The sequence below is a fragment of the Pseudomonas sp. HY7a-MNA-CIBAN-0227 genome, from assembly GCF_040310325.1.
GTDB lineage: Bacteria > Pseudomonadota > Gammaproteobacteria > Pseudomonadales > Pseudomonadaceae > Aquipseudomonas.
The window spans coordinates 20,875-45,931 of sequence record NZ_JBEOPT010000012.1; the positions used below are offsets into that span (position 1 = coordinate 20,875).

A 25,057-nucleotide genomic window follows, 5' to 3' on the forward strand; every position below is an offset into this window, starting at 1 on the left:
GCATGGACTACGTCATCGGTGTGGATATCGGCACCCAGAGCACCAAGGCACTATTGGTCGATGGCCAGGGCCGGATCATCGCCCAGCATAGCCAGGCTTATCGCGTGGATACCCCGAAGGTGCGCTGGGCCGAGCAATGGCCGCAGGTCTGGCTGGATGCGGTCGAAACCTGTGTTGCCCAGTGCATGGGCAAGGCCGGCGTGGCGAAGGAGGCGGTCAAGGCGCTGTGCATCAGCAGTCTTTACGGCGGTTCGGGGATTGCCGTGGACGCGCAAATCGAGCCGCTGCACCCGTGCCTGATCTGGATGGACCGTCGTGCCGGTGAGCAGGTGGAATGGGTGCGTGAGCATGTCGACCTTGAGCGCTTGTTCGCGATCACCGGCAACTCGGTGGACAGCTACTACGGCTTCACCAAGATGCTCTGGCTCAAGCAGCACCGGCCCGAAGCCTGGGCCAGCACGCGATACCTGCTGCCGCCCAACAGCTATATCAATTACTGCCTGAGCGGTGAGTTGGCGGTGGACCACAGCAGTGCCGGCAATATCGGCGGCGTCTACGATGTGGCGCGGCGCGGCTGGTCCGCCGAGATGTTGGCGGCGCTGGAAATTCCGTTGGCGATGATGCCGGAGCGGTTGCTGTATTCCGGTGAAGTAGTGGGCGGTTTGCTGCAAGAGTGGGCGCAGCGCCTGGGCTTGCGGGCGGGTACGCCGATTCTTGCCGGGGGCGTTGATGCCGCCATGGCCACACTGGCCGCCGGGGTGACTCGGCCGGGTAATCATGTGGCGATGATTGGCACGAGCATGTGCTGGGGTTATCTCAATCAGCAGGTGGATGCCCGCCATGGTTTGGTGAGCATGCCTCACGTCTATAACGGCCATCAGGACCTATACATCTTTGGCGGCGCAATCACCGCCGGGGCGTCGGTCAACTGGTTTCGCGAGCAGTTCTGCCAGGCCGAGGAGCAACAGGCGCAGCAGACCGGCCAGGACAGCCTGTGGCTGCTGGAACAGAGCGCAGCGAAGATCCCGGCGGGCAGTGAAGGGCTGTTGTTCCTGCCTTACCTGATGGGTGAGCGCAGCCCGGTGTGGGATGACCGGGCCAGTGGCAGTTTTGTCGGCCTGAACCTCTATCACAGCCGCATCCACCTGTATCGAGCGGTGCTGGAAGGGGTGAGTTTTGCCCTGCGCCACAATATCGAAGCGGGTACTCGTGGGGCGTATTCCCTCGACCCGCGGCTGATTGTGGTGGGCGGGGCGAGCCATTCGGATCTGTGGATGCAGATCATTGCCGACATCACTCATTACCCGGTGTACACCATCGTCCAGGAGGTGGAAGCGGCCTTGGGCGCGGCGTTGTTGGCCGCGCATTCGGTCGGTTTGGTGGATGAGGGGCAGATGGAGCGGGGATGGGTGCAGTTGGAATTGAGGGCTGAGCCTGATGCGGAAAATGTTCAGGCGTATGACCGGGTATTTGCTGACTATTTGAAGCTGTACCCGGCGTTGAAACCCGTGATGCACAGCTTGCAAAAGGGTTAAGCGAACACCCATCCCACACTGGATCTCCATCGTTTTAGGGCCGTGAACCATGAACGCAATTTTTGACTTCACCCTCCAGCGCATCCTCGTCACCGGCGCCAGCAGCGGCATCGGTCGGGAGATTGCCCTGCAACTGATCGCCAGCGGCGCCCAGGTGTTTGCCCTTGGCCGTGACGCCAGCGCCTTGTCTCAACTGGGCTGTGAAACCCTGTGCCTGGATATCGCCGACAGCGCGGCCCTGGACCAGGCCCTGCAAGGCCTGCCGCCGATGCACGGGCTGGTCAACTGTGCGGGTATATCGCGCCTGGAGCCGGCAGCGGCCATCAGCAGCGAGGCATTTGACCTGGTGATGAACGTCAATGCCCGTGCGGCGGCGCAAGTTGCCAGTCGGGTGGCGGCGTTGATGATCAAGTCGAAGATCGCCGGCAGTATCGTCAACGTGTCCAGCCAGGCCTCGCTGGTGGCGCTGGACGATCACCTCGGCTATTGCGCCTCCAAGGCCGCGCTGGATGCAATCACCCGCGTGCAATGTGCCGAATGGGGGCGTTTCGGGATTCGGGTTAACAGCGTCAACCCCACCGTGACCCTGACGCCCATGGCGCAACAAGCCTGGTCCGATCCGGCCAAGCGCGATCCGGCCTTGGCGGCGATTCCCCTGGGGCGTTTTGCCGAGACGGTCGAAGTGGCATTGCCGGTGCTGTTTCTGCTGAGCGATGCCGCCAGCATGATCAGCGGCGTCAGCCTGCCCATCGACGGTGGCTACACCAGCCGCTAGCCGTTCTCCAGCTTGCCGGCAATGACCACCTTGTCCCGGGGCTTGTGCGGGTCTTCGAGGCGATCAAGCAACAGCCGTACCGCACTGCTGCCCGCCAGCGAGGCATCATGGGCGACACAGGCAATCGGCACGCCAAAGATATCGGCGAAGGGCAGGCGGTCGATGCCGCAGATGGTCAGGCTTTCGTGGGGGATGCCGTGTACCCGCAAGGCCTTCAAGGCGCCGAGGGTGATCAACTGGTTGAAGCCCATGATTGCGTCTGGTGCCGAGTGTTCGGCCAGGTAGGCCAGGGTGCTTTGATAGGACGGTTCCAGGGTGTAGTCACCGGCAAACACCTCGACCTGCACCTGGGGATGCTCGGCCAGTACCACACGCAAGCCTTTGAGCCGCTCCTCGGTGATCCGTGAGTGTTGTGGCCCGGTCAACACCAGCAAGCGCTTGAGCGCCGGGTTCTGGCGCAGCAGGTATTGCGCGGCCTCGATGCCACTGTGGTAGTTGTCCAGCACCACGCGGCTGAACGGGCTGTCATGGATTGTGCGATCAAGCAGCACCACCGGGGTCTTGCCATTGCTCAGGCGCTCCAGGTAATCCGGCTGATAGCTGGGTTCGTCGGAGACGGGTGACAAAATGATCCCCGCCACCCGGTATCCCAGCAGCGTGTCGACGGCCTTGCTTTCCAGTTCTTCCAGCTCGTCGGTGTCCACCAGCATGATGGTGTAGCCGTACTTTTTCGCTTCACGGGAGATGGCCTTGATCATCTCGCTATAAAAGGGGTTGTCCACCGATGCAGTGATGACGCCGATGATCAGGCTCTCGCTACGTTTGAGTCCGCGGGCGAAGGCATTGGGCACATAGTCCAGTTCCCGCGCCACCTCAAGAATCCGCGCCAGGGTGGCGGGCTTGACCTGATCAGGTTTGTTTAGCGCCCGGGAAACCGTGATGGTGGTCATATTGACCCGTTTGGCGATGTCGCTGATGGTGACGGATTTTTTCTTGTTCATCGGCAGGGCATGCTTGGGTGGTCCGGAAAAGTGCGGCAGTTGGAAAGCACCAGCAGGCTAGCATGTGCGCTGGCAACCCGTGGCTCAAATCACCGGGTCCCAGCGCTGTGACCAATCACTTTCCGCCTTGACCACGCCTCGAAGCAACACCAGCGCCTGTTGCAACACCGCACAATCGCGCTCTCGCGAATACACCAGGTAGGTGGGGAAACCAAACTCCGGCGCCTTGGGCACCCGCTCCATCACCCCACTGTCGAGATAACTCTGTACCACCCGCGTGCGAAAATACCCGGCGCCGCCGTTCTCCAGAATGTACTGCAACGCCAACGGCCCAAGATTGAAACTCACCGCCGCCCGCGCCTTGTCCGGCAAGGCCGCGTCGTGCTGCTTACGGAAACCCGGGCCCCAGTCGATATACACATAGGGATCGGGCCGAGCCACCAGCCGCACCTGGATCAACTTCTCTTCCAGCACTTGTTCCACCTGTAACCCCGGCCAGTACTGCGGCTGGAACACCAGCGCAGCATCCAGTACTCCCAGTTCCAATTGGCGCAACAGGTATTCACCGTCGCGGATTTCCGTGCGCAGGGCATGGCCGGGGATGTGTTCGCGCAGGGCCTGGGCCCAACTGAGCATCAGCGGGTTGCACAGGCTGACTTCGCCACCGATGTGCAGCACGTTGCGGTAACCGTCCGGCAGCGGCAGGTCGCGGCGCGCCGCTTCCCAGGTCTGTACCAACTGATTGGCATACACCACGAAGGCCTCACCGTCTGCGGTCAGCCGGGCGCCGGCACGGTTGCGCACGAACAGCGTGCTGTCGAGTTGGCTTTCCAGCTTTTGCACGCGGGCGGTGATGGCGGTCTGGGTGACATGGAGTTTCTCGGCCGCGGCGGCCAGGCTGCCGCAGCGGGTTATTTCCAGGAAGGTGCGTGCCAGTTCGATGTCCATGTCGGTCCCGAGGGTGAGTAGGACGAGCATTGTAGAGCAGATCAAATGTGGGGGCTGGCTTGCCTTCGATGGCGGCCTGGTAGCCGGCCGGGAGATGCTGGATTTGATTGAGTACATATCCGTTACCGCAGCAACGGATATGTACTCAATAACCCCTCCCACCCGTTGATCATATTTCAGCCCAAAAAACGCGGGGCCTGCAAGTGCTTGGCAGGAAACGCCCTCGCATACGCCCGGCACACTCGCAGCACCTGCTCATCGGCAAACCGCGCGCCCACTACATGCAACCCCACCGGCAAACCATTGGCCGCCAAGCCGCAGGGCACTGATGCCGCCGGCTGCTGGGTCAGGTTGAAGGGGTAGGTGAACGGCGTCCATTCCATCCATTCGTCCAGCCCGGAACCCGGCGGCACGTTGTGGCCGGCTTCGAAGGCGGTGATGGGCATCATCGGTGACACCAGGACATCGTAATGCTCATGAAAGGCAGCCATACGCGCCACCAAAGCGGCCCGTGCTTCCAGGGCGGCGCTGTAGTCGCTCAGGCTGATCCGCTCGCCCAATTGCGCGATGCGCAGCAGGCCTGGGTCGATCAGCTCGCATTGGGCGCTGGTCAGTTGCCCGGTCAAGCGCGCCGCGCCAGCGAACCACAGGGTATTGAACACCTCCAATGGATCGCTGAAGCCGGGGTCGATCTGTTCGACATGGGCGCCCAGTTGCACCAGGCCTTCGACCGCCTGGGCGACCACCTTGGCCACTTGCGGATCGACCTGCACATAACCGAAGTTCGGGCTGTAGGCGATGCGTAAGCCCTTCAAGTCCGTGCCGTCCTGCAACCACGGGGTGGTGCGGGGTGCGCCGATCAAGCCATCCCGTGCATCGGGTTGCGCGACGGTTTGCAGTATCAACACCGCGTCTTCCACGGTGCGGGTCATCGGCCCCAGGTGGGACAGGATGGTCATGGAACTGGCTGGCCACTGCGGCACATAACCAAAGGTCGGCTTGATGCCAAAGGTGCCGGTAAAGGCGCAGGGAATGCGGATCGAGCCACCGGCATCACTGCCCTGGTGCAGCACGCCCAGGTTCAGTGCCGCAGCAGCACCCGCACCGCCGGACGAACCGCCAGCCGTCATCCGCGTGTCCCACGGGTTGCGGGTGACGCCGTACAGCGGGTTATCAGTGACGCCTTTCCAGCCGAATTCCGGGGTGGTGGTCTTGCCCAGCAGCACCGCTCCGGCCTTGCGCATAAACGCCGAGAAGGGCGCGTCGACGTCCCACGGCCCATCGGCATTTGAGGTGCGTGAGCCCTTGCGAGTGGGCATGCCGACGGTCAATGTCAGGTCTTTGATGGACGACGGTACACCGTCGAGGGCGCCGCAGGGTTGGCCCTTGAACCAGCGTTGTTCCGAAGCCCGTGCGGCGTGCAGTGCGCCCTCGGGGTCGACATGGCAGTAAGCGTTGACCGCCGGGTTGTAGCGCTCGATACGCAACAGCGCATCTTCGGTCGCCTCTACCGGCGACAGGGTTTTATCCCGGTAGCGGGCCAGCAATTCGACGGCCGTCAGGTTGGCAATATCAGTCATGGTGCTTTACCTCCCTGCGCCGCATTAACCATGGCCCGCAGCAACACCGCGCAGCCCGCCGCCAGATCATCCGGCGCGGCGTTTTCGATTTCGTTGTGGCTGATGCCGCCTTCGCACGGTACAAAAATCATCCCCGCCGGGCCCAGTTCGGCGACGAAAATCGCGTCATGCCCGGCGCCGCTGACGATGTCCATATGGCTCAAGCCCAGGGCGGTGGCAGCATCGCGCACGGCGTTGACGCAGGCTGGATTGAAGTCCAACGGTGGGAAGTCGGCGGTAGGCGTCAGCTCAAAGGTCAGGCCGTGTTGCCGGGCAGTGGCCTCGATCACTTGGCGCACTTCATCGACCATGGCTTGCAGCTTGTCGGCGTGCAGGTGGCGCAGGTCGATGGTCATGTGCACCTGGCCGGGAATTACGTTGCGCGAACCCGGATGCAAACTCAGGCAGCCGACGGTGCCGCAGGCGTGGGGTTGTTGTTCATGGGCGATGCGGTTTACCGCGCTGACCACTTGCGCAGCGCCCACCAGGGCGTCCTTGCGCAGGTGCATTGGTGTCGGTCCGGCGTGGGCCTCGACGCCGTTCAGCGTCAGGTCGAACCACTTCTGGCCCAGACAACCCATGACCACACCGACGGTGATGGCCTGATCTTCCAGCACCGGGCCTTGCTCGATATGCGCCTCAAAGTAGGCGCCAACCGGGTGACCCAGCACAGCGCGGGAACCGGCGTAGCCGATACGCTGCAATTCGGCGCCCACCGACAGGCCTTGCTCGTCTTGTTTGTCGAGGGTGTCCTGCAAGTCAAACTTCCCGGCAAACACCCCGGAACCCATCATGCACGGTGGGAAACGCGAGCCTTCCTCGTTGGTCCACACCACCACCTCGATCGGCGCCTGGGTCTGCACATTCAAGTCATTCAAGGTGCGGATCACTTCCAGGCCAGCCATCACCCCATAGCAGCCGTCGAACTTGCCGCCGGTAGGCTGGGTGTCGATATGGCTGCCGGTCATCACTGGCGCAAGGTTCGGATCACTCCCGTCGCGGCGGGCGAAAATATTGCCGATGGCATCGACGCTGACAGTGCAACCAGCCGCCTTGCACCACTGCACAAACAGGTCGCGGGCCTGGCGATCGAGGTCGGTAAGGGCCAGGCGACACACGCCGCCTTTTGGTGTGGCGCCCAGGCGCGCCAGGTCCATCAGCGACTGCCACAAGCGCTCGCCATTGATCAACGGCGCATTGCTATCGAGTGGGTTGGACAAATCCACAGAGCTGTTCATAAGGAATCTCCGGTCAGGCACTCAGGGCCAAATAACGGTTCTTGATCGTCGGGTCCGCGCGGAAGGCTTCGGCGCTGCCTTCGTAGACCACGCGGCCTTGTTCGAGGACGTAATGGCGGTCGGCGAGCTTGTCGCAGACCATCAGGTTCTGTTCCACCAGCAGCACCGGCAGGCCGTCGTCCTTGACCTTGCGCAGGATCTTCACCAGTTCGTCGACGATCACCGGGGCCAGGCCTTCGGTGGGTTCATCGAGAATCAGTAGCTTGGGATCGTTGAGCAGGGCGCGGGCGATGGCGAGCATCTGTTGCTCGCCGCCAGACAGTGCATGGCCGGCGTTTTTGCGGCGTTCCTTGAGGCGCGGGAACATGGCGTAGACATCTTCCATCTGCCAGCGACTGGTCTTGCGCACTGCAATGCGCAGGTTTTCCTCGACGGTGAGCAGGCGGAAAATCCCTCGATTTTCTGGCACCAACGCCAGGCCCTGGCGGGCAATTTCAAAGATTTTCTGCCCCACCAGCGGCTGGCCATTGAAGTGAATTTGGCCCTGGCGCGGGCAGATAATCCCCAGGATGCTGCGCAGGGTGGTGGTCTTGCCGGCACCGTTGCGCCCTAGCAGGGTCACCAGTTCGCCGGGGTTGACGGTCAGGGACACGCCTTCGAGGACGTGGCTCTTGTCGTAGTAGGAGTGGATATTGTCGACGGTCAGCATCAGGCGGCTTCTCCCAGGTAGGCGCTGCGCACGCGCTCATCGGCACGGACCAATTGCGGTGGGCCTTCCACCAGGATTTGGCCGTGGCTCATCACCGTGATGGTTTGGCTGATGGACATGACGATGCTCATGTTGTGCTCGATCAACAGCACCGTATGGTCACGACCGAGGTCGCTGATCAGTTGGGTCATGATCGGAATGTCGTCGATGCCCATCCCCGAAGTGGGTTCATCAAGCATCAGCAGTTTCGGTTTCGAGCAGATCGACATGCCCACTTCCAGCACCCGTTGCTGGCCGTGGGACAACTCGCCGGCCAGGGTCTCGGCGCGGGCGGTGAGTTGCAGGCGTTCCAATACCTGATCGGCCATCTCCAGGTGTTCGCGTTTGCTGTCGACCCGACGCCAGAAGTTTAGCGCTTTCATCCCGTCGCGCCCTTGTGCGGCCAGGCGCAGGTTTTCCCGCACGCTGAGGTTTTGGAACAGGCTGGTGAGCTGGAACGAACGGGCCATGCCCAGGCCCACGCGGCTGTGGGCCGGCTTGCGCATCAGGTTCTTGCCGTCGAAATGAATCGCCCCGGCAGTGGCCTGTCGCTCGCCGGTCAGACAGTGAAACAGGCTGGTCTTGCCAGCGCCGTTGGGGCCAATGATGGTGTGGATGGTGCCGGCTTCGACCTTGAGGTTGACGCCATTTACCGCGTGGAAGGCGCCGTAGGCCAGTTCCAGATTCTTGGTTTCCAACAGGATGCTCATGACAGCTTCTCCTTGGTTTCGACGCTGGTTTTACGATGGCCGCGCAGCCGCTCGAACAGCGACGACAAACCGCCCCACAAACCACCGCGCATAAAGATCACCACCAGGATCAGAATCACCCCCAGCAGCATCAGCCAACGCGGCCACAGGTCGGAAAGGAAATCCCCCAGCAGTACGATGGAACCGGCTCCCAACAGCGAACCAAATAGCGAACCGGTGCCGCCGACGATGGTCATGATCAGGATGTTCTCGGACATCGCCAGGTCGATGTTCGACAGCGGCACAAAGTGCAGGAGCATGGCGTACAGCGCACCGGCAATCCCGGTCACCGCGCCGGACAATACGAACACCAGAATCTTGAAGTGGCGGGTGTCGTAGCCGATGGCCGAGGCGCGGGTTTCGTTTTCACGGATCGCCATCAGGGTGCTGCCGAACGGCGAGGCAATCACCCGGCGTGCGCCGATGAAAATCAGCAGGAACAGCACCGCGACAAAGCCATAGAACGCGCGGGCATCGGTCAGTGAAAGCAGCACGGTTTCACCGATACGGATCTCCGGGCGCGGCACGCTGAGCAGGCCGTTGTCACCACCGGTCCAGTCGCTCAAGGTGTAGGCGATAAAGTAGGCCATCTGACTGAACGCCAGGGTCAGCATCACGAAGTAGATGCCGGTACGGCGGATCGCCAGGGCACCGACCAAAAAAGCCAGGAAACCGCCGGCCACCGCTGCGCCTAAAAGCGCGCTGAACAGGCCCAGTTGCAGGTGGATCATCAACAGCGCCGCGCAATACGCCCCGGCACCGAAGAAGATGCCTTGGCCGAACGACAGCAGCCCGGTGTAGCCCAGGAGCAGGTTGCAGGCCAGGGCGGCCATGGCGAAGATCAGGATCTCGGTGGCCAGGGTCGCCGAAGGCAGGACCAACGGCAGACCGATCAACACCGCAAGCACTAACAGCAGCATATAGCGCGACTGGGTCTTGGCGAACGGCAGGGGGTTTTTCTCGCTCATGTCAGGCTCTCCCAAACAGGCCGTAAGGGCGTACCAGAATCACCACGGCCATTGCGCCGTAGATCATCAGGCTCGCACCCTGGGGCCAGAGTGTGGTCATCAGGCTTTGCACCACGCCCACCAGCAAACCGCCCACCAGGGCACCGCTGAAGGAACCCATGCCGCCGATCACCACTACGACGAAGGCGACGCCGAGGATTTCCGGGCCGACAAAGGGCTGGGCGCCGCGCAACGGGGCAAACAGCACACCGGCAACGCCGGCCAGGGCGACGCCGAGGGCGAAGGTCATGGAGAACAGGCGAAAGATGTTGGTGCCCAGCAGCGATACGGTTTCGGTGCTTTCACTGCCGGCACGCACCAGGGCACCGAAGCGCGTGCGCTCCAGCAGCAGCCACAGGCCCAGGCCCACCAGCCCTGAAAAGACAATCAGGAACAGGCGGTAGTAGGGGTAGACGAAATCACCCACCACCAGCACGCCTCGCAGCAATTCGGGCACGGCGACGCTTTTGCCCACTGGGCCCCAGATCATCACGCTGGCTTCCTGGATGATTAGCGCGATCCCTAAGGTCACCAGAATCTGGAACATGTGCGGCAAGTGGTAAATCCGCTGGATCAATAATCGCTCGATCACCCAGGCCAGGGCAGCCACCACCAGCGGCGCGATCAGCAGGGCCAGCCAGAAGCTGCCGGTGAGGCTGACGGCGGTGTAGCAGATGTAGGCGCCCAGCAGGAAAAACGCACCGTGGGCGAAGTTGACGAAGTTCAGCAGGCCGAAAATGATCGTCAGCCCGACCGCGATCAGGAAGTAGATCATCCCCAGCCCGAGGCCGTTGAGTATCTGGAACAGGTAAAGATTGAGCATGCAGGAATCCTCGAACAGGAGGCCGCCCGAGCGGCCCTGTCGTGTGTTACCGGTAATGGTTTAGCGGATCAGCCGAGCACGCAGCCGGTGGCCTCTACCGGCGGGAACGATTGGCCGGAACTGATCACCTTGGCTAGGTCGTCCTTGTCGGCCATATCGCCAGCGGCCTTGCCCACCAGCAGGTAGTAGTCCTTGATCACCTGGTGGTCGCCGGCACGGATCGATTCCTTGCCGGTCGGCCCTTCGTAACTGAGGCCCTGCATGGCCTTGGCCACGGTCGGCCCGTCGAAACTGCCGGTGGCGATGATGGTGTCGAGCATGACTTTGGTGCTGATGTAGTCAGCGGCCAGAGGGTAGGTGGGGTTGATGCCGTATTTGGCTTGGGTCAGTTTCACCAGCTCGCGGTTGAGCGGGGTGTTGACCTGGTGCCAGTACTGCGCGCCAAGGTACACGCCGTCGAGAAGGTCGCTGCCCAGTTCCTGGAACTGGTCGAGTCCGGCGGACCATACCAGCAGCACTTTCATGCGTTCCTTGATGCCGAAGTTGACTGCCTGGCGCAGGGTATTGGACGACTGGCTGCCGAAATTGAGCAGCACCAGCACGTCGGGTTTGGCGGCGATGGCGTTGGTCAGGTAGCCGGAGAATTCCTGTTCCTGTAACGAGTGATAGCTGTTGCCGCAGTGCTCCAGGCCATGTTCGGCGAGTACCGACTTGGCCCCTTCCAGAAGCGCTTCACCGAACACATATTGCGGGGTGATGGTGTACCAGCGCTTGGCATCGGGCAGTAACTTGATCAGCGGCACGATGGTTTCGCGGATCGCACCGTAGGTTGGCACCGACCAGCGGAAGGTTGCACTGTTGCAGTCTTTTCCGGTGACTTCATCGGCGCCCACCGGGGTCATGAATACACCTCCGGCCTTGCCCACTTCCTTGGCCACTGCCAGCGCCGAGGACGACAGGGTACACCCCTGGAAGAACCGCGCGCCGTCCTGCTGAATCGCTTCCTGAACTTTGCGCACCGCCTTGCCGGCATTGCCTTCGGTGTCGATCACCTTGTAGTTCAGCGGGCGACCCAATAGTTCGGGATGCTGTTCCACCGCCAGGCGTGAACCCATGTCGGCAAACTTGCCATAACTGGCAAAGGCGCCAGACATGGACTTGAGGCCATAAAAGGTAAACGGCTCGGCGGCAAATGCAGAGCGCACACTCAACGGAAGGCTGAGGGCGGCTGCGGCGGTGAGGCTGGCTTTCAACAACGTACGACGCTGCATGGGGTGACTCCCTGGTTTAGTTATTGGCAGGAGTGGCAATGGCAAAACGGCGCATCACGGCCTGTGGGCAGGCCTTTTATTGGGGTGGGTCTTATGTAGGAGCGAGCTTGCTCGCGAGAAACCCGAGCGCGCCGATGGGCATCAGATTTCCCGCGTTATCGTTAACGACCCTCGCGAGCAAGCTGGCTCCTACAGGTAAAACGGGGTCAGTGGTTGTGATCGAACTCCAGTAGAAAATGCGGGCTGACTTGGCCTTCGAGCGCGGTCATGTGGTGTTCGGCGTCGCACATGTGCTCATGCATCAAGGTGCGCACGGTGGTTTCATCTTCGGCGCGAAAAGCGATCAGCAACTGCTTGTGATAGTCCAGGTTGGCAGCGTCGAACTGCTTGCGCTTGGGCTTGTAAGCTTTTTTCAGCACCACGAGGTCGCGCAGTAAATCGTTGAGAAATTGCGCCATGAAACTCAGCAGCGGATTGGGGCAGGCACGGGCCAGCAGATTATGGAACTCCAGTTCCGCCAGGCGCTGTTCACGCTGGCCGGCTTCGCTGTCTTCCGGTGCGCTGCAAAAATCCACGTTGTCTTGGAGGGCGCGATAGTCGTCTTCGCTCAAGCGACCGAGCACCGACACGGCCAGTTCCACCTCGATGACCTTGCGCAACTGATAGACCTGCTCGCCATCCAGATGCTGGAAGTGCAGGTAATTGCGCAAGGCGCGGCTGGCCGGCTCGGTGCCGGCCTGATTCAAATAGGCACCGCCACTGGGGCCGGTGCGGGTGCTGACCAGTCCTTCGACCTCCAGCGCCTTGAGGGCTTCACGGGCCGAACCCTTGGAGCACTGGAAGCTTTCCATCAGCTCACGCTCGGTAGGCAAGCGGTCGCCGGGCTTCAGGGCGTCGGTGACGATGGAGCGCTTGACCGACTCGACAATCACATCGGAAAGCTTCTGGCGTTTGCGTCGCAGGGGGCGGCTGAGCATGGTTTTCTATTTATCGTATTAATGCGGATAAATAGCACTTAATAGGGGTTGGCGAGGGGCGTCAACGGCAGGGGTCGTTTTCAGTCAAGAAGGGTCGCAAACAGGTCTGGCGCAGTAATTGCCTCCCTTCACTGCTCAGTCTTTATGCAGGAGCAACCCGACCATGCAATTACGAGCCTTGCGGTATTTCCACGAGGTCGCGCGCTGCGCTTCGTTGCGTAAGGCGGCTGAGCGGTTGTACGTCACGCCGACGGCCGTGAGCCGGCAGATCGAGCACTTGGAGCACTTCTTTGGTGCCGCCCTGATTGAGCGCGGGCCCCGAGGTATCCGTTTGACGGTGGAGGGCGAATGCCTGGCCGAACAGGTAACGTCCACACTGCGCGGCCTCGATCAAGTGCGTGATGTGATCGCTAGCCGACAAAGCCAGGTGGCGGGTAATATCAGCATCCATGTGTCAGAAAGTATCGTTTCCACCGTGCTGGCGCCAGTGCTCGCCGCGTTTTATCGCGCTCATCCCAAGGTCACCTTCAATATCGTCATCGCCAGTGCATCAGCCACCCTCGATGCCTTGTGCAGCGGTGAGGCCGACCTTGGGCTGGCGTTCTACCTGCAGGAGCGGGCCGACGTCGAAGTCACCGCACAATGTGAGTTGTGGCACCGGGTTCTGGTGAGCGCCGAGCATCCCTTCGCCCAGCGCGACAGCATTGAATTGAGCGAACTGGAAGGCCAACCCCTGGCGATTCCCGACTCCGCCTATGGCGCGCGCCAGGCCCTGGAAGTGGCGGCAAGGAAGCGTGGAGTAACCCTTGAAGCGGTGTTCACCACCAGTTCCCTGGAAGTGCAGAAAAGCCTGGCCCGGCAGCGGGCGGCAGTGTTGATCCTGCCCCAGGTAGATGCCGAGGCGCGGGACCTGGGGGATGGTCTGGTGGCAGTGCCGATTGCCGATGAATACCTGGGCCGGATTCGCATCGACCTGTGTGTGTACCGCAATCGCCCCCGCTCGGTGGCGGTGCTCAAGTGCCAGGAGATGTTGGCCAGTGCCATGCAGCGCTATGCGTTGGTGGAATGAGTCATCAATTTGGTGCGCCATTCGATGCCCGTCAGCCTGTCGACGGCTGACGGGCTCGACTTAGAACAGGTTGATCGGGAAGTTGCCGACAAGCCGGAATTCATCGTAACTGCCATCAATCTGTCCACCACTGGCGCGGTGGTTGTAGACGATGGTGCGCAGCACGGCGTTTTTCAGTTTTCCGGACTGCACCACATAGGCCAGCATCAGGCCGTTTTCGTTGTGCTTGGCATTGTCCAGGCCGCGCACGTTGTAGCCGGTGTTGTGGCCATTGCGGTCGCCGTCGTAGTGAGTACCGTCGATGCCCCAGCCCTTGGCGTGCCACAGGCTGGCAGTCAGGCCGGGAACACCGTAGGCCGCCAGGTCGATGTCGTAACGCAGTTGCCAGGACTTTTCGTTGGGGCCGTTGTAGTCCGAGTACAGCGAGTTGGCCATGTAGTTGCCAGTGGATTCCCACACGTAGTCGAAGTACTCGTTGCCGAATACCTGCTGCCAGGCCAGGGTCAGGCTATGGGCCTGGTGGGTGGCGGTGACGGCCAGGCTGGCGGCGTTGTTGTCGATGTAGCCCAGGCGTTGCTTGCCAGAATCGCGGGTGTGGTAGTAGTTGAAGGCGGTCTTCAGGGCCAGGTCGGATTTGTCGCCGATGCGGTGAGTCAGGCCGACATAGTATTGGTCCCACATATCTTCGAAGCGCGAGCCGTAGAGGCTGGCTTCCAGGCCATAGCCCGGCTTGATCGTGGCGCCCAGGTAGCTGATGCGCGCACCGCTGTAGGCGCGGTTACCGAAGGTGGTGGTCAGGCGTTCGGCACCGGTGCTGGTACGGGGGATCGCCCGGTCGAAACTGCCGCCTTGAATCGACAGCCAATCCAGTTCGTTGCTGTACAGCCCCATGCCCTGGAAGCTGGAGGGCAGGGCGCGGTTGTCCTTGTAGCGCAGAATCGGGTTGTCGGTCATCAGGCGGCCGGCCTTGAGTTCGGTGCTGGACAGCCGAAAGCGCACATCGCCCACCCCCAGCCGGCTCCAGGTCGGGATGGCGTCGCCGTCGCTGTCCACCAGCACGCGGTCGCCGCCATTGGCCACCTTGCCATGGCCGCGTTCCAGGTTGACCGCGCTGAATACGCCCACGTCCACACCGACACCAATCAGGCCCTGAGTGTAGCCGGAGCTGTACTTGAGCATGCTGGTCTGCACCCAGGTTTCCCGCACGCGGGTCGGCTCGATGCCGCCGGGTTTCTTGATGCTCAGGCGGGTGGTGCGCTTTGTGTGCTGGTTGGAGTAGTAGTGACGCAGGTTCAGGTCCAGGGTGCTGCCTTCAAGAAAACCGGGCGCGCTGGCCTGGGCATTCTCTTGAGCAAAAGCCTGAGTGCTTGTGGCCAGGGTGACGGCCAGCAAAAGACGTGGATACATGGTGAATCCCCACACAAATAAGACGTAAGGCGACCGTCCCGGCCAAACCCATGGGCTCGACCGGTCAGTGGCGAAAAGACGCGGGACAGTGGGAAGCGGTATCAGCGAACCGGGGCTTCTGTGAGCCGGGTTTCGCGGGCCGATTGGCCAGGCAGCGATGGCCGGGTTTCCTTGGCAAACCAGGCGGCGGTCAGGCACACCACGTTGGCGATCAGCAAGTACCAGACCGGCGACATCGGGTCACCGGTGGTGCCGATCAGCCAGGTGATGATGATCTGCGCGGTGCCGCCAAACGCCGCCACGCCGAAGGCGTAGACGATGGAGAAACCGGTGGAACGTACCGACTTGGGAAAGCTCTCCACCAGCAACACGATCAACGCCGCGCCACTCATGCCATGCAGGCCCGACAGTACGGCCAGGGTGATGAGGAAGGTCGAAGGGCTGGGGTGTTCGGTCATCAGTTGCAGCGCGGGGAACAGGATCAGCAGCAACACCACCCGTGGCGTCATCAGAATCACGCGGCGGCCGAAGCGGTCGCAGAGTATACCGCCGGCGATTGCGCACACTGCCATCGCCGCCCCGGCCACCAGGGTGGAGAGCATGGAAATGCTGGTGGGCAACTTCAGTTCGGTGAGGGCGAAGGTGGTCATATAGTTGAGGAAGTACTGGGTGATGGTGCTGCCGGAGAGGATCAGCAAGCCCAGCACCAGCGCCCGCCGATGCTTGCCGCAGACTTCCCGCACCAGCTCGCCGGTGCTGGTCTGCTCGCCGTGGCCGTGGAAGGTTTCTGCCAGGTTGCGGCGGATGTAGATGCCGATGGGCAACACCAGCAGACCGAACACGAAAGGCACGCGCCAACCCCAGCTGTTGAGGTCTTCGGGTGACATGACTTTGGTCAGGGTATAACCCACCAGGCCTGCAGCCATCGCCGCGACGCCTTGGGCGACCACTTGCCAACAGGCATAAGTGCCGCGCTTGTGTGGCGGTGCGGCTTCCAGGATGTAAGTGGTGGCGGGGCCGGCTTCACCGCCCCAGGCCAGGCCCTGGATCATGCGGGTGACCACCAGCAGGATCGGCGCGGCGATGCCAATGGTCTCGTAGCCGGGCAAGATCGCAATACTGCCGGTGCCCACAGCCATCATCACCAGGGTCAGCAACATCGCCGGTTTGCGCCCGACACGGTCGGCGTAGGCGCCAATCAGTACGGCGCCCAACGGCCGTACGATAAAGCCGATGCCGAAGGCTGTGACCGACAGCATCAAGCTGACGAAGGCGCTGTCGGAGGGGAAAAACGTGTGGCCAATCATCACCGCGAAAGTTGCGTACACACCAAAGTCGAAAAACTCCACCGCGTTGCCCAGCACCACGGCAAAGATGCTCTTTTTGCCAGCGTCCGGGGACGGTGTTTCGGGTGTCTGATCCGGATCGGATCGGGTCAATTGTTCAGTGTGCATACCAGCCCCTCGATTTTAGTTATAAGTCGTCCAGACCCCGGCCGGGTGGCCGAGGAACAGGCGTGTGGGTGGGCAGTTCAGTTACAGCATTAAAGTCAGGACGGGTTCGGCCAGTGGTGGATTGCGCCACGCCAGCTCTCATAGGTTTTAGCAATTTGCAGCAGCCAGATATCAGCGAAGCGCGGTGCGACCATTTGCAAACCGATGGGCATGCCGTCGGCGGCGAAACCGCAGTTGATCGACAGTGCGGGTTGTTCGCCCATATTCCACGGCACGGTGAAGACGATGTGCTCGAACGGTTGTTGCGGGTCATTGCTCGGCGACGGCCACTCGGCGGGGAAGGCATTGACCTGGTTGGTGGGCGAGAGGATCAGGTCCAGATCGCTGAACGCTTGCGCTGCGCGGCGGCGCATTTCGAACGTCTGGTTGAAGCCCTGCACGGCTTGCACGCCCGTGATGTCGGCGCCCGGTGCGGCCCAGTCGCGGATATAGGGCAAGACTTTGTCGAACTGCTCACTGCTCAAGGCCGACAAATCGCCCCATTGCCGGGCGCGCCAGAAGTGGTCGAGGCCGTCGAGTTGTGCGCGGTCCATGATCGGTGGGATCAGCGTGACTTTGGCGCCATGGGCCTCAAACAACCGTGCGGCTTGCTCGACCGCCTCGCAGACAAACCCCTCCGGTTGCAGACCGGCACCGGGTTCGAGCATCAAACCGACACGCAGGCCCTTGACCGACAGCGGCTGGTTGCTCCACTCGGTGGTGAGCGGCGGCAGGCTGGTGGCGTCGCGGGCATCGGGGCGGGCCAGGTGCTGCATCATCAATACGCAGTCGTCGACCGTGCGGGTCATGGGGCCGGCGGTGCGGCCGGTGTAATACGGGTCGATGGGGATTCGTCCCAGCGTCGGTTTGAAACCCACCAGGCCACACCAGGCGGCGGGCAGTCGCACCGAGCCGCCGATGTCGGTGCCGATGTGCAGCGGGCCGTAACCGGCAGCGGCGGCAGCGGCGGCGCCGGAGCTAGAACCACCGGTGTTGTTGGCGATGTTCCACGGGTTGCGGGTGATGCCGTGGAAACTCGACAGACCGGAGGAGAGCATGCCGAAATCGGGGGCGGTGGTTTTAGCGAGAATGATGGCGCCGGCTTCGCGCATTCGTGCGGCGGGTGGGGCATCGTTCAGGGCCGGCGTGAGTCGGGTGGCGGCGCTGCCGAGGGGGATCGAGGTGCCTTTTGTGGCGATCAGTTCCTTGACGGTGATGGGAACGCCGTCGAGTACGCCATTGGGTTGGCCTTTGTTCCAGCGCTCGGTGGAGGCTTGGGCCTGCTGGCGGACCTGGCCCGGGTCGAAGGCGTAGAGGGCGCGGATTTTTGGTTCCCAACGATCGATATGGGCCAGCAGGTGGTCGTAGTAGTCGATGGGGGACAGTTGCCGGCTGGCGAATTGCTCCAGCAGTTGCGCGGCCGTGAGGGTGTGCAGATCAGTCATCGAGCGCTTCCTTGGGATGGGCCTGGGCTCATGGCGGGTGGCTATTGGTCTGGACTATATAAACCCTTTGGGGGATCGGCCATCACAAACGAGGCAGGGCGGTGTTGCGCTTTTGTGTGCACTCGGGGTGGCGCAAGCAAGTCGGCACGCCTATCTCAGCGGTGATTAACCCTCTGAGCGGTAGTGGCTATTGGCCGTTGCCCTGATAGACTTCCTGCATTCATCCAGGATCAACGAGACCATGCCAGCTACAGGAGGAAAAGGACTTGCGCTCGCCAAACGCCTGTACAAATCCCGCGGCCTTGGGCTGAGCCTCGGGTTTATCTGCGTGGTTGCCGGCATGTATCCATTGGCCCCACCCAACTGGGTCTGGGCCTGGATGATCATCAACGCCTTTGTCTGGCCGCACCTGGCTTACCAATGGTCGCGCCGCGCCAAAAACTCCCTGCGTACCGAGCACCGTAACCTGCTGTTCGATTCGTTTTGCGGTGGTTTCTGGGTCGCTGCCATGCAGTTCAATCCGCTGCCCAGTGTCACCACCTTGTCGATGATGACCATGAACAACGTCGCCATCGGCGGCCCACGGTTCATGCTCATCGGTTGGCTGGCCCAGGCGCTGGGGATAGGCGTGTCGATGTTGATATTCACCCCGACATTCATCGCCTTGACCAGCGAAACCCAGCTCTACGCCTGCCTGCCGATCCTGATGATCTATCCCCTGGCCCTGGGTTGGATTTGTTACCGCCAGGCCATCACCCTGGCCCAGCACAAACGCGAGTTTCTGGCCCTGAGTCGCACTGACAGCCTGTCTGGTTTGCTCAATCACGGTGCCTGGAAAGACCACCTGGAAATCGAGTTCCAACGCTGCCGCGAAGAGCAGCAGGGCGCCGCCATCGCCTTGATCGACATCGATCACTTCAAGGTCATCAATGACACCTACGGCCATGTCACCGGCGATATTGTGCTGCGCCAGTTGAGCAAAGTGCTGCGCCAGAACCTGCGGGCCACTGACTTGGCCGGGCGTTATGGCGGTGATGAGTTTTGCGTGATTCTGCCGGACATGCCCCTGGGCCGCGCCACCGAAGTGATGGAGGCCTTGCGCGACCGCTTCAGTTCCCTCGGCTACGCCCAGGACCCGACTTTGCGCGCCAGCCTGAGCATCGGCCTGGCGCCGTATCAACCGTCTCACGACGATGCCACCAGTTGGCTCAACGATGCCGACCAGGCGTTGTACGAGGCCAAGAGCAGCGGGCGTAATCGGGTCAGTGCAGTGCAGGGGAGTTGGCTGAGGTCGGTTTGAGGATCAACAAACCGGCTTTTGTCAGGTAGGGTGTGGCGCTACCTTCCAACAAAAACAAGGATCGGTTCATGACCTTCAATTTTCACCGCACCTTACTGGCCGCCACCCTGGTGCTGTCTTTTGGCTTGGCAATGCCGGCCTTCAGCGCCGAACCTCACAAACTGATCCAGGCCGATGCCGAACAGTACAAGGCCGATGCCCTGAAACTGCTGGAGCGCCTGGTGAATATCGATTCGGGTTCCGGCTACGAACCCGGCCTGACCCAAGTGCGGGACATCGCCGTCGATGAGCTGAAGCAACTCGGTTTCAGCATCGAACTGGTGCCGGATGCTGCCGCCAACAACAGCCATGTGATCGCCACCCTCAAGGGCACCGGCAAAGCGAAAATCCTGCTGATGGCGCACATGGACACCGTGTTCAAGGAAGGTTCGGCGGCCGAGCGGCCGTTTCATATCAAGGATGGCCGCGCCTACGGTCCAGGGGTGATGGACGACAAGGGCGGCATCGTTGCCGGGATCTATGCCTTGAAAGTGCTGAAAAACCAGAACTTCAAGGACTACGCGCAGATCACCTTCCTGCTGGACGCCAGCGAAGAAACCGGCTCCGACGCCGCCACCGATCTGATCAAAAAAACCGCCAAGGCCCACGACGTCACCCTCAACCTGGAACCGGGTCGCCCGGCCGATGGGCTGGTGGTTTGGCGCAAGGGCAGCGCCACCGCCGTGGTCGAGGTCAAGGGCAAGGCCGCTCACGCCGGTGTCGCGCCGGAACTGGGTCGCAACGCGGCGATGGAAGTGGCGCACCAGATCCTGCAACTGGGCAAGCTGGGGGACGAGGAGAAGAAGACCACCATCAACTTCACCGTGCTCAAGGCTGGCGACCGCACCAACGTGATCCCCGATCAGGCCATCGCCAAGGCTGACGTGCGAGCGGCGTTGCCGGAAGAATTTGATCGCATCGAGAAGGATCTTGCGCGGGTTTCGGCCAATAAATTGATTCCGGAAACCGAAGTTAAAACCACCCTGCAACGCGGCTTGCCGCCGATGCCGCAAACGCCGGAGTCGGACAAGTTGGTGGCCATCGCCCAAGGTATCTATGGCGAGTTGGGCCGCAAGCTGACCATCGAAGGCAGCGGCGGTGCGGCGGATGCCAGCCTGTCGGCAGGCGTGGGCACGCCGACGCTGGATGGTTTCGGGATTGTCGGGGGCAATATCCACACTTCAGAGGAATATGCCGAAGTGGAGAGCGTGGCGCCGCGGATTTACCTGTTGAGCCGGATGATCATGGAGCTTTCCAGGCGCTGATATGAAGAATAAGTACTTACTCATCTTTTGAGACTCGTCATTAGCTACGCGAGCGGTGACCGTCATAGAGGTGGATACCTGTTTACGCCATATCGCTTTGCACAAACGCTTCGCCAAGAAAATCGATCAAGGTGCGCACCGACGGCAACAAGCCCCGGCGTGACGGGAAGATTGCATGGACGATCCCGGTTCTCGGCGACCAGCCGGGAATCAGGCTCACCAAGCGGCCCGCCGCGATGTCTTCGCGCACCACCACGCTGGGCAGGTGCGCCACGCCGACACCGGCGCACGCCGCATGCCGCAGGGCGAGCAGGTCATCGGTGATCATTCGCGGGAAATGCCGGATTACCGCACTGGCGCCGTTCTCACCAAACAACTCCCACTGATACTCCCGCTGCCCCGAGCCCCAATGCAGGCTCGGCAAGCCATTGAGGTCGGCCGGCAGCGGTGGGTTCGACAGGTGTGACACAAACAGCGGGCTGCCCACAAGGCACTGGGTGCTGTTGCCCAGCACCTTCATCACCAGATCGGTGTTTTCCAGTGGCGGGAAGCGGATGCGCAGGGCGACATCAACGCCTTCGTGGATCACATCGACCCGCCGGTTGGTGCTCTCGATATGCAATTCCACCAGCGGATACTTGAGCATGTAGCGAGTCAGCATCGGCCCGACCCAGGAGTTGAGCAGGGCGGTGGGGCAGCTCAGACGCACGATACCCTGGGGTTCGGAACGGTTGCGCTCGATCACTTCGGCGGCGCTTTCGGCTTCCACGCGCATCGCCAAGCAGCGCTGGTAATAGGCCTGGCCGATCTCGGTGAGGGAACAATGGCGGCTGGAGCGGTTGATCAAGCGCACACCCAGGCGCTCTTCCAGCTCCGAAATACGTCGGCTGAGCTTGGACTTGGGCATGCCCAGCGCCCGGCCTGCCGCTGCAAAACCACGGTGTTCAACCACCTGGGTGAAGTAATAGAGGGTGTTGAGGTCTTCCACCATCGTTCTCCAAATAGAACGCTAAGGGTCATTTTTGCTGTCTAGTGCTGAAAAGGTAACGGATTTAAGGTGTGTCCATGAACTGCTTTCACCCATTTGGAGACACACCATGAAAAATATCATCGGTATCTACACCAGCCCGCGAGGCCATTGGGTGGGCGACGGCTTTCCGGTTCGCACCCTGTTTTCCTACGACACCATGGGCAAGCACATCAGCCCGTTCCTGTTGCTGGACCACGCCGGTCCTGCCGACTTCACCCCCACCGAACAACGTCGTGGCGTAGGCCAGCACCCTCATCGCGGCTTTGAAACCGTGACCATCGTCTACAAGGGCGAAGTCGAGCACCGGGACTCCACCGGCGCCGGTGGCAAAATCGGCCCGGGCGATGTGCAATGGATGACGGCCGCCAAGGGGATTCTCCACGAGGAGTTCCATTCCGAGGCCTTCGCCCGCAGTGGCGGCGCGCTGGAGATGGTCCAGTTGTGGGTCAACCTGCCGGCCAAGGACAAAATGGCCGACGCCGGTTACCAGACCATCCTCGACGGCGATATCCCGTCGCTGCCTCTGGCCGATGGTGCCGGCAGCCTGCGCTTGATTGCCGGCGAATTTGCCGGAGCCCAAGGCCCGGCGCGCACCTTCACGCCGATTGACGTGTGGGATGTGCGACTCAACGCCGGCAAGGTCGTGACCCTGGACCTGCACGCCGGACGCAACACGGCCCTGGTAGTGCTCAAGGGCACGGTGCAGGTCAACGGTTCGGAACTGGTGCGCGAAGGGCAATTGGCGCTGTTTGAACGCGATGGCGATCAGATCAGCCTGGAGTCCAACAACGACGCCATGGTCCTGCTGCTCAGCGGCGAGCCCATCGACGAGCCTATCGTCGGCCACGGTCCGTTCGTAATGAACACCGAGCAGGAAATCCACCAGGCCTTCGCCGACTTCCAGTCCGGCCAGTTCGGCCAGATGCACGGATAAGCGTTCGCCGGGGCCATAGATGGCCTTTACTCCTTAATCTTGCGTGCGCCGACCTTTTGGTGGGCGGCACCCGGCGGCACCCGATTCACCCACGCCGAACCGACTCGGCATAACCACTGAAACGAGGACTACCCCATGACTACAGCCTACAAACGTCTCGACAAGGACAACGCCGCCGTTCTGCTGGTTGATCATCAGGCTGGCCTGCTGTCCCTGGTACGTGACATCGAACCGGACAAGTTCAAGAACAACGTGCTGGCCCTGGCCGACCTGGCCAAGTACTTCAACTTGCCGACCATCCTCACCACCAGCTTCGAAACCGGCCCCAACGGCCCGCTGGTGCCGGAACTCAAGGCGCTGTTCCCGGATGCGCCGTACATCGCCCGCCCAGGCCAGATCAATGCCTGGGACAACGAAGACTTCGTCAAGGCGATCAAGGCCACCGGCAAGAAACAGCTGATCATTGCGGGCGTGGTGACGGAAGTGTGCGTGGCATTCCCGGCGCTGTCGGCCCTGGCGGAAGGTTTTGAGGTGTTTGTGGTGACGGATGCGTCCGGCACCTTCAACGAAATCACCCGTCATTCGGCCTGGGAGCGCATGTCGGCCAACGGCGCGCAACTGATGACCTGGTTCGGCCTGGCCTGTGAGCTCCATCGCGACTGGCGCAACGATGTGGAAGGTTTGGGGGCTTTGTTCGCCAACCACATCCCGGACTATCGCAACCTGTTTACCAGCTACAACGCCTTGACTGGCGCCAAATAAAACAACACTGCCGTCTCAACCAGCTTCCACACTGTTTTGCGCGATGGCGGGTATTTGCATTCTGGCCCTATACCCGCCATCCGCTTTTCATGCGATCTTCACCCCATTCGCCCTGGAGTCGCCTGGATGCTCTCATTTATCTCCGATCACCCGATGCTCTGCGCCGTGGCGTTGATCCTCATCGACATCGCCGTCTGGCGCCTTTTCTCCGTCAACCCCGGCAACTGGAAGTTGGCGGCACGGCTGGTGATCTTTGCCGTATTCAGCGCCGTGTTGTTCAACGACGGCATGAACCCGATGCTGGTCGCGCCCTATGCCGACAACACGCCCTTGCACTTGGCCGCCACGGCCTTGCAGATCGGCTGGTGGTTGTTTGCCGCGCGCACTCTCACGGTGTTGCTCGGTGCGCTGATGATGCAACGGGTCGGCCACACCGGGCGGTTGTTGCAGGACCTGATGGGCGCGGTGATTTTCCTGATCGCCATCATCGCCGCCATGGCCTACGTGCTCGACCTGCCGGTCAAGGGTGTGCTGGCCACCTCCGGCGCCGTGGCGATCATCGTCGGCCTGGCCTTGCAAAGTACCTTGAGCGACGTGTTTTCCGGGATTGTGCTCAATACCACCAAGCCTTATCAGCTTGATGACTGGATCTCCATCGACGGCACCGAAGGCCGCGTCACCGATATCGACTGGCGCGCCACGCGCCTGCAAACCTCCCAGGGCAGCATGGCAGTGATTCCCAACTCGCTGGCGGCCAAGGCCAAGATCATCAATTTCTCGCGCCCAGCGGACATGTTCGGTTTGGCGGTGAGCCTGCAAGTCAGCCCCCATGCGCGACCACAAACCGTCCTTGATGCCCTGGAGCGGGCGATGCAAGGCTGCCGGCCGCTGCTGGCCAAACCTGCGCCCAGCGTTGCCTTCAAGACCTCCGCCAGCGGTGGCGTGGAGTATGAAATCAGCGGTTTCGTGCCCGCCATGACCCTCAAGCGCGAGGTGCGCAACCAGCTCTACGACCTGGCTTATCGGCACTTGCAGGCGGCGGGGGTGAGCTTGCTGTCATCCGCCGAAAGCGCCACGCCTGCTCCCACTTCCCGAGCACGGGCGCTGCTGGAAAGCTCGAATATTTTCTCCACCCTGCGTCAGGAAGAGAAAGAAACCTTCAGCCAGAACATGACCCTGCAAACCTTCCGCGCCGGCGACATGATCCTGCCTGAAGGCGAGATCAGCGATCACCTGTTCATCATCGAATCCGGGGTGATTTCGGTGATCCTGAGCAAGGCCGGGCACAAGTTTGAAGCGGGTCGCATGGGGCCGGGCGAAGTGATTGGGGAGGGCGGGATACTGTCGGACCAGGCCATGCAGGCGGACTTCACCGCCAAGACCTACTGCACCCTGTACCGTATTGAAAAGGAATACCTCAAGCCGTGCCTGGACGCGCGCCACGACATCAGCGAGGCGATGAAAAACCTGCTGGATTTCCGCTTGCACGCAGCGCAGAACCTGACTCAGGAAAGCCCTGTGGTGCCGGTGAAAAAGGGCTTTATGCAGTGGTTGCGCAGCCGCACCTGACTCTGATTTGCGTAGCAGCCTGGGCTTGCATTGGCTACCTGTTCTTCGTCCGA

Annotated in this window: 22 protein-coding genes; 8 read left to right on the forward strand and 14 right to left on the reverse strand. The window is 61.6% G+C overall.

Annotated elements, in window-relative coordinates:
- Positions 1-2 precede the first annotated feature (2 nt).
- Both AAEZ06_RS19390 and AAEZ06_RS19395 read left to right on the forward strand, forming a co-directional pair.
- The gene (locus tag AAEZ06_RS19390; RefSeq protein WP_350615716.1) at positions 3-1,535 is read left to right on the forward strand and encodes an FGGY-family carbohydrate kinase; all 1,533 of its coding nucleotides are present in this window, start codon (positions 3-5) and stop codon (positions 1,533-1,535) included.
- 49 nt (positions 1,536-1,584) lie between these two features.
- Positions 1,585-2,310 (forward strand): SDR family oxidoreductase, encoded by a 726-nt coding sequence (locus AAEZ06_RS19395; RefSeq protein WP_350615718.1) that lies wholly within the window; start codon positions 1,585-1,587, stop codon positions 2,308-2,310.
- Here the strand turns inward: AAEZ06_RS19395 and AAEZ06_RS19400 are convergent.
- The 10 genes from AAEZ06_RS19400 to AAEZ06_RS19450 all read right to left on the reverse strand — a co-directional run bounded on the left by AAEZ06_RS19400 (position 2,307) and on the right by AAEZ06_RS19450 (position 12,691).
- A complete protein-coding gene (locus AAEZ06_RS19400) occupies positions 2,307-3,311 on the reverse strand; it encodes a LacI family DNA-binding transcriptional regulator (protein ID WP_149413167.1) in 1,005 nt (334 codons plus the stop codon). The two genes, AAEZ06_RS19395 and AAEZ06_RS19400, sit on opposite strands and share 4 nt — an antisense overlap.
- An 84-nt stretch (positions 3,312-3,395) precedes the next feature.
- Positions 3,396-4,259 carry a LysR family transcriptional regulator gene (locus tag AAEZ06_RS19405; RefSeq protein WP_350615855.1) on the reverse strand — a complete coding sequence of 288 codons (864 nt, stop codon included), beginning with the start codon at positions 4,257-4,259 and terminating at the stop codon, positions 3,396-3,398.
- Between the two features lie 176 nt (positions 4,260-4,435).
- Positions 4,436-5,839 (reverse strand): amidase, encoded by a 1,404-nt coding sequence (locus AAEZ06_RS19410; RefSeq protein WP_149413166.1) that lies wholly within the window; start codon positions 5,837-5,839, stop codon positions 4,436-4,438.
- Positions 5,836-7,116: a Zn-dependent hydrolase gene (locus tag AAEZ06_RS19415; protein WP_149413165.1), complete on the reverse strand. Its 1,281-nt coding sequence runs from the start codon at positions 7,114-7,116 to the stop codon at positions 5,836-5,838. Before AAEZ06_RS19415 ends, AAEZ06_RS19410 begins: the two co-directional genes overlap by 4 nt.
- Positions 7,117-7,129: 13 nt before the next feature.
- Positions 7,130-7,825 (reverse strand): ABC transporter ATP-binding protein, encoded by a 696-nt coding sequence (locus AAEZ06_RS19420; protein WP_149413164.1) that lies wholly within the window; start codon positions 7,823-7,825, stop codon positions 7,130-7,132.
- Positions 7,825-8,574, reverse strand: coding sequence for an ABC transporter ATP-binding protein (locus AAEZ06_RS19425; RefSeq protein WP_149413163.1), 750 nt, complete (start codon positions 8,572-8,574; stop codon positions 7,825-7,827). Before AAEZ06_RS19425 ends, AAEZ06_RS19420 begins: the two co-directional genes overlap by 1 nt.
- Positions 8,571-9,581: a branched-chain amino acid ABC transporter permease gene (locus tag AAEZ06_RS19430; protein ID WP_350615722.1), complete on the reverse strand. Its 1,011-nt coding sequence runs from the start codon at positions 9,579-9,581 to the stop codon at positions 8,571-8,573. Before AAEZ06_RS19430 ends, AAEZ06_RS19425 begins: the two co-directional genes overlap by 4 nt.
- 1 nt (position 9,582) lies before the next feature.
- Positions 9,583-10,443, reverse strand: coding sequence for a branched-chain amino acid ABC transporter permease (locus tag AAEZ06_RS19435; RefSeq protein ID WP_003215751.1), 861 nt, complete (start codon positions 10,441-10,443; stop codon positions 9,583-9,585).
- Positions 10,444-10,511: 68 nt separating this feature from the next.
- Positions 10,512-11,714, reverse strand: coding sequence for an ABC transporter substrate-binding protein (locus tag AAEZ06_RS19440; RefSeq protein WP_350615725.1), 1,203 nt, complete (start codon positions 11,712-11,714; stop codon positions 10,512-10,514).
- Positions 11,715-11,920: 206 nt separating this feature from the next.
- Positions 11,921-12,691 carry a FadR/GntR family transcriptional regulator gene (locus AAEZ06_RS19450; RefSeq protein WP_149413160.1) on the reverse strand — a complete coding sequence of 257 codons (771 nt, stop codon included), beginning with the start codon at positions 12,689-12,691 and terminating at the stop codon, positions 11,921-11,923.
- A 163-nt stretch (positions 12,692-12,854) separates the two neighbouring features.
- Between AAEZ06_RS19450 and AAEZ06_RS19455 the strand changes: the two genes are divergently transcribed.
- The gene (locus AAEZ06_RS19455; protein WP_350615727.1) at positions 12,855-13,760 is read left to right on the forward strand and encodes a LysR family transcriptional regulator; all 906 of its coding nucleotides are present in this window, start codon (positions 12,855-12,857) and stop codon (positions 13,758-13,760) included.
- 60 nt (positions 13,761-13,820) lie between these two features.
- Here AAEZ06_RS19455 and AAEZ06_RS19460 read toward each other — a convergent pair whose 3' ends face one another.
- The 3 genes from AAEZ06_RS19460 to AAEZ06_RS19470 all read right to left on the reverse strand — a co-directional run bounded on the left by AAEZ06_RS19460 (position 13,821) and on the right by AAEZ06_RS19470 (position 18,105).
- Positions 13,821-15,167, reverse strand: coding sequence for an OprD family outer membrane porin (locus AAEZ06_RS19460; protein WP_350615729.1), 1,347 nt, complete (start codon positions 15,165-15,167; stop codon positions 13,821-13,823).
- Between the two features lie 101 nt (positions 15,168-15,268).
- The gene (locus AAEZ06_RS19465; protein ID WP_256666205.1) at positions 15,269-16,621 is read right to left on the reverse strand and encodes a citrate-proton symporter; all 1,353 of its coding nucleotides are present in this window, start codon (positions 16,619-16,621) and stop codon (positions 15,269-15,271) included.
- A gap of 95 nt (positions 16,622-16,716) precedes the next feature.
- Positions 16,717-18,105: an amidase gene (locus AAEZ06_RS19470; protein ID WP_350615732.1), complete on the reverse strand. Its 1,389-nt coding sequence runs from the start codon at positions 18,103-18,105 to the stop codon at positions 16,717-16,719.
- A gap of 241 nt (positions 18,106-18,346) precedes the next feature.
- Between AAEZ06_RS19470 and AAEZ06_RS19475 the strand changes: the two genes are divergently transcribed.
- Together AAEZ06_RS19475 and AAEZ06_RS19480 are read left to right on the forward strand one after the other, a co-directional pair.
- Complete coding sequence (locus tag AAEZ06_RS19475) at positions 18,347-19,405, forward strand: diguanylate cyclase (RefSeq protein ID WP_350615734.1); 1,059 nt, start codon at positions 18,347-18,349, stop codon at positions 19,403-19,405.
- Positions 19,406-19,473: 68 nt separating this feature from the next.
- Positions 19,474-20,709, forward strand: a complete 1,236-nt coding sequence (locus tag AAEZ06_RS19480; RefSeq protein ID WP_149413157.1) for a M20/M25/M40 family metallo-hydrolase — start codon at positions 19,474-19,476, stop codon at positions 20,707-20,709.
- Positions 20,710-20,791: 82 nt separating this feature from the next.
- Here the strand turns inward: AAEZ06_RS19480 and AAEZ06_RS19485 are convergent, their stop codons facing one another.
- Positions 20,792-21,700: a LysR substrate-binding domain-containing protein gene (locus tag AAEZ06_RS19485; RefSeq protein ID WP_149413156.1), complete on the reverse strand. Its 909-nt coding sequence runs from the start codon at positions 21,698-21,700 to the stop codon at positions 20,792-20,794.
- A gap of 106 nt (positions 21,701-21,806) precedes the next feature.
- Between AAEZ06_RS19485 and AAEZ06_RS19490 the strand changes: the two genes are divergently transcribed.
- The 3 genes from AAEZ06_RS19490 to AAEZ06_RS19500 all read left to right on the forward strand — a co-directional run bounded on the left by AAEZ06_RS19490 (position 21,807) and on the right by AAEZ06_RS19500 (position 25,004).
- A complete protein-coding gene (locus AAEZ06_RS19490; RefSeq protein ID WP_149413155.1) occupies positions 21,807-22,673 on the forward strand; it encodes a pirin family protein in 867 nt (288 codons plus the stop codon).
- Positions 22,674-22,808: 135 nt separating this feature from the next.
- On the forward strand, positions 22,809-23,435 hold the full coding sequence (gene ycaC, locus AAEZ06_RS19495; protein WP_350615738.1) for an isochorismate family cysteine hydrolase YcaC: 627 nt from the start codon (positions 22,809-22,811) through the stop codon (positions 23,433-23,435).
- 126 nt (positions 23,436-23,561) lie between these two features.
- Positions 23,562-25,004, forward strand: coding sequence for a mechanosensitive ion channel domain-containing protein (locus AAEZ06_RS19500; protein WP_350615740.1), 1,443 nt, complete (start codon positions 23,562-23,564; stop codon positions 25,002-25,004).
- Positions 25,005-25,057 lie beyond the last annotated feature (53 nt).